We start from the raw sequence: 4,493 nt of genomic DNA, 5'->3' as shown, positions 1-4,493 counted from the left end.
CGGCCCGCCGGCGCCCTCGCCCCGCCCCGGAGGGGAAGAAGGGTGGGATGGCCGCCCACGGACCGCTCGGCCGTGGGGATGCGCACCCCCCGGATCGCGATGACAAGTATGGTGATGAGCTGTGCGAAAGTTTCGGTGCCCACCGAAAACCAGGCCTCGCTGCGGTAGCCGTCGGCGCGGCCCTGCAGGAACCGCCGGTTCAGCGTGGCAAAACGCTCCTGCTCCAGCGCCTCGTTGGCGAAGGACTGGACGACGCGAATGCCCGCCAGTGCGTCCTCCACGCGTTCGTTGACGGCGGCGATCTGCCGCTTGCTCGCTTCGAGCGCGCGGTTCATGCGCCGGTTGAAATGCAGCGCATAAGCCGCCGCCACCGGCGTGAGCAGCAGGATGAGGCTGGCCAAAGGTGGATCGATGAAGAACAGCACCAGCATGGCGCCGCCATACTTGAGTACGGCAATGGAGAGGTCCTCCGGGCCGTGGTGGAAGAGCTCGCCCAGCCACAGGGAATCGTTCGTGATGCGGCTCATCAACTGCCCGGTGCGTTGACGGTCGTAGAAGCTGAACGAGAGCTTCTGGCAGTGTTCGAAGAGCTCCTGCCGGACGGCGGCCTCGATCCGGGCGCCCATCACGTGCCCCTGATAGTCGACGAAGAAGATGGCAACGGTTTGGATCGCCAGGATGGCAAGCATGAAGGCGCCGACGGCAAGGATCTGCTCGTAGGCCTCCGGCATGTTGGGCAGGGCCAGAAGGCGGCTGGTGACGAAGTTGGCACAGAGCGGCAGCGCCACCGCCGTACCGGCGACGAGGATTGCGCAGAGCAGATCCGCCAGCAGCAAAGGCAGGTGTGGGCGATAGTAGGAGAGGAACTTGCGCATGCGCAAGCGACGCCGGTCGCGCTCGGCGTTGTGCGGATAGTCGCGGAAGAATTTCAGGAACCGGTTATGGCGCGGCGGGCTTTTCCTCGCGCGGGGGAACAGAGTGTGCATGAAGCGGAATGTCCTTGTGGGCGATGTTTCCTTTCTGGTTGGACAGGTTCGTTTTCATGTCAGTCTCCCCGGGGATCGGACCAATGAGAGCCTAAGCATCGCGGACAACCGCCACCGATTCAACCCGTCAGCGGAAAGAGATCGGCCAGTGTTGTCACCATGCAACAGCCCGTGGTGGCCGCTGCCGATCAGCGTGTGGCTTTCTGCAGCATGGATTTCCGTCGAGACCTGAGAAGGCGACGAACGATGAGATTTCCGTTCGCAGCAACTGGACAATATCCGTACGCATGTTTTTCGAAGTCGAGCTTGCAGAGATTATAATGCGCTGTCGATCATTGTCCGCACCGCCTGGCATGAGGAGGCGAGTTTCCGGGTTGCATCGAGCAACGACGTGGAAGCACTGCCAGTAGAGGCCGAAATGCTGGAATTGCTCGAGAAAAAGGCTCTCGCTGCACCTTCCGATCTGATCGAACTGAACGGAACTGCCTCCGATCTGCCTGAAATCCCGGTCCGTCATGGCAGAGCATCCGACCAAGATCCCCAATCCGTCGTTCTGGTTGGAGCAAACCGGGCTGACGAAGGCCTTCCAGCTCATGAAAGGCTCCGGCGCTCGGCCGGTTTGGCCCGTAAGGCAGGATTGGCGCGAACTAAAAGAACTCGTCAAGCACCATATAGTAGGCGACTTTCGCGTCATTGATGCCGGAAAGCCCATAACAATCGAGGAAATGCCGAACCCACTCTTCCCCGACATTGTATCGGATGCTTCGCAGTGCCAGGGCAATATCCTGGTAGCGATCCGCAACGCCCAGACGGCCGCAATCGACATATCCACCGAATTGCCCTTCATGCGTGAGGAAGTTCGGCAAACAGGCGTCGCCGTGGGCAACGACGGGATCTATGACGTCAGGCTGGTGGGCTTCCAGGTATGCAAATAGGCTCGCAGCGGTTGCGTTTTGCCGCTCTTCATCAAAATCACCCTCGTCTACGGCTCCCGCTTCCATCCGCGCCTTGGCAAGCCTCAAACGAGCTGTCAGCCTGTGGTCGAAAGGGCAGGTTTCCGGATCAAGTTCGTGCAATCGACGCAAAGCGGCCGCCAGGATCTCGATGCGCTGCCTATCTGTGGTCAATTTGGACGAAGCCAGGTCGCTTCCCGAAAGCGCGCTCAGCCGCAGCCAGTTTCTGCCCTCATGGCTTTCCAGGGCGACGACGCTGGGGCACTGCAGTCCTTGCTCGGCAAGCCACAGCAGACGCTCCGCCTCCAACGGCAATTCCGCAAAAGGACCAGCAATTTCGCCTTTCAGGAAATACCGCGCCCGGCCAGCTTCTGCGAGCCTGAACACGTCTGCAGACGAACATCCCAGATCGTCCCGCTTCCACTCGTGTTGAGATAGCAGCACCCTTAGATTAGGAGGTAAGGCAGTGTTTTCCATCGGCACATCATGATCGTTTGCCATAGGCTTGGTGCCCACGCCAAGCCGCTTGCAACCACCTGCTGCAAGCGGATTTAGCCGCTAAGCCGGGTTTCACACCTTTAAGTCAGGCTCACCGCCTCTGCGGTTCTCCCTCCAATCTCAATCAACGTCCTCGAGAACAGCGTCCGGCTTGCCGCTGATGCGGTGCGCAAGCGCTGCTTCCATGAACTCGTTGAGGTCGCCGTCGAGCACGTCGCCCGGTGCCGTGCTCGAAACGCCGGTGCGCAGGTCCTTGACCAGCTGATAGGGCTGCAGCACGTAGGAGCGGATCTGGTGGCCCCAGCCGATCTCGGTCTTGGAGGCCGCTTCGGCGCTTGCTGCCTCTTCGCGCTTCTTCAGTTCCGCTTCATACATGCGGGCGCGCAGCATGTCCCAGGCCTTGGCGCGGTTCTTGTGCTGCGAGCGCTCCTGCTGGCAGGCGACGACGATGCCGGTCGGGATGTGGGTGATGCGCACTGCCGAGTCGGTCGTGTTGACGTGCTGGCCGCCCGCGCCCGACGAGCGGTAGGTGTCGATGCGGCAGTCGCTTTCGTTGATCTCTATGTTGATAGAATCATCGACCACCGGATAAACCCAGATCGACGAGAAGGACGTATGGCGGCGCGCATTGCTGTCGTAGGGCGAGATGCGCACGAGCCGGTGCACGCCCGATTCCGTCTTCAGCCAGCCATAGGCGTTGTGTCCCTTGACGAGCAGGGTCGCGGACTTGATGCCCGCCTCTTCGCCGTCATGGACTTCGAGAAGCTCGACCTTGAAGCGCTGGCGTTCGGCCCAGCGGGTGTACATGCGAAGCAGCATGTTTGCCCAGTCCTGGCTTTCAGTGCCGCCGGCGCCCGAATGCACTTCGAGATAGGTATCGTTGGCATCGGCTTCGCCGGATAGCATGGCTTCCACCTGGCGGCGCGCGGCCTCGGCCTTCAGGCTCTTCAGCGCGTCCTCGGCCTCCTTGACGATGCTTTCATCGCCCTCTTCCTCGCCCATCGCGATGAGTTCGACATGGTCGTTCAGCTGCTGTTCGAGCTGCTTCACGCCGTTGATTCCGTCATCGAGCTGCTGGCGCTCGCGCATCAGCTTCTGAGCTTCGGCAGCATCGTTCCAGAGATTCGGGTCCTCTGCCTTGTTGTTTAACCAGTCCAGCCGTCGTATCGCCTGGTCCCAGTCAAAGATGCCTCCTCAGCAGGGTGATAGCCTGCTTGGTTTCATCGACTACGTTTTCGATTTCCGCTCGCATTTTCCTGCTTCTTTGCGTTGGTCTTGAGTTGGTCCGTCAAATAGTTGCGGCGGCCGCGGATGTAAAGAGCCGCGGCCGCCGCATCCATACGGGGATTGATCAGTAGAGGCCGCCTGCGCCAGACTGCACGGCCTGGTTCGCCTGCGGCGAGGTCTTCAGGATTTCCTCCGGCGCCATGGTGCTGTCCATGCCGATGACGGACAAGCTGTCGGCCGGGCCGGTGCCGGGCTTGAAGGCCTCGATGATGGTGTTCGGATCGCCCTCCATCGCCGCCATGCCGGTCTTGCGGTCGATCGGGATCAGGTTCATGCCCTGCGGGATGACGAACTTCGATTCCGGCATGTCCTTGACGGCTGCCTGCATGAATTCGTTGAAGATCGGGGCAGAGAGGCCGCCGCCCGTGCCGCCGCGGCCAAGCGGCGCCGGCTTGTCGAAGCCCATGTAGAGGCCGGCAACGAGGGCGGGCGTGAAGCCGACGAACCAGGCATCCTTCTCGTCGTTGGTGGGGCCGGTCTTGCCGGCCACGTCGCGCTCGCCGAGGTCGATCTTGCCGGCCGCAGTGCCGCGGGTGATGACGCCCTGCATCATCGAGGTGATCTGATAGGCCGTCATCGGGTCGAGAACCTGCTCGCGGTTGTCGACGATGTTCGGCTCTTCCTGGTTCTGCCAGTCGCCGGCATTGCAGCTGTCGCAGAGGCGTTCCTCATGTCTGAAGATCGTCTTGCCGTAGCGGTCCTGGATGCGGTCGATCAGCGTCGGCTTGATCTGCTTGCCGCCGTTGGCGATCACCGAATAGGCCGAAAC

General features: G+C 61.4%; 5 protein-coding genes. 1 reads left to right on the top strand and 4 read right to left on the bottom strand.

The genetic code is table 11. The features are described from left to right. Positions 1–986, bottom strand: a 986-nt coding sequence (locus tag C9413_RS28260; protein ID WP_170251223.1) for an ABC transporter ATP-binding protein, incomplete at its 3' end; no start/stop codon positions are given. 391 nt (positions 987–1,377) lie between these two features. Between C9413_RS28260 and C9413_RS33890 the strand changes: the two genes are divergently transcribed. Then, on the top strand, positions 1,378–1,683 hold the full coding sequence (locus C9413_RS33890) for a hypothetical protein (RefSeq protein WP_267285093.1): 306 nt from the start codon (positions 1,378–1,380) through the stop codon (positions 1,681–1,683). On the opposite strand, the gene C9413_RS28250 is transcribed toward C9413_RS33890, so the two are convergent. The 3 genes from C9413_RS28250 to C9413_RS28240 form a co-directional block, all read right to left on the bottom strand. Further along, complete coding sequence (locus C9413_RS28250) at positions 1,634–2,416, bottom strand: APH(3') family aminoglycoside O-phosphotransferase (protein WP_170251222.1); 783 nt, start codon at positions 2,414–2,416, stop codon at positions 1,634–1,636. The two genes, C9413_RS33890 and C9413_RS28250, sit on opposite strands and share 50 nt — an antisense overlap. 141 nt (positions 2,417–2,557) lie before the next feature. After that, positions 2,558–3,689 (bottom strand): peptide chain release factor 2 gene (gene prfB, locus C9413_RS28245; RefSeq protein WP_133940266.1). Its coding sequence is split into 2 segments (ribosomal slippage): positions 2,558–3,619 and positions 3,621–3,689, totalling 1,131 coding nucleotides; the frame shifts between segments, so codons are not numbered across the junction. A 99-nt stretch (positions 3,690–3,788) separates the two neighbouring features. After that, positions 3,789–4,493 (bottom strand): penicillin-binding transpeptidase domain-containing protein (locus tag C9413_RS28240; RefSeq protein ID WP_281408687.1); only part of this gene is annotated, 705 nt, incomplete at its 5' end.

The organism is Rhizobium sp. SEMIA 4085, from assembly GCF_013004495.1.
In the GTDB taxonomy this organism is placed as follows: domain Bacteria; phylum Pseudomonadota; class Alphaproteobacteria; order Rhizobiales; family Rhizobiaceae; genus Rhizobium; species Rhizobium gallicum.
This window is presented reverse-complemented; position numbering and strand designations above follow the sequence as displayed.

Excerpts from the sequence above, each read along its gene's own strand:
- C9413_RS28250 (WP_170251222.1), bottom strand. The coding sequence starts at position 2,416 with ATGGAAAACACTGCCTTACCTCCTAATCTAAGGGTGCTGCTATCTCAA.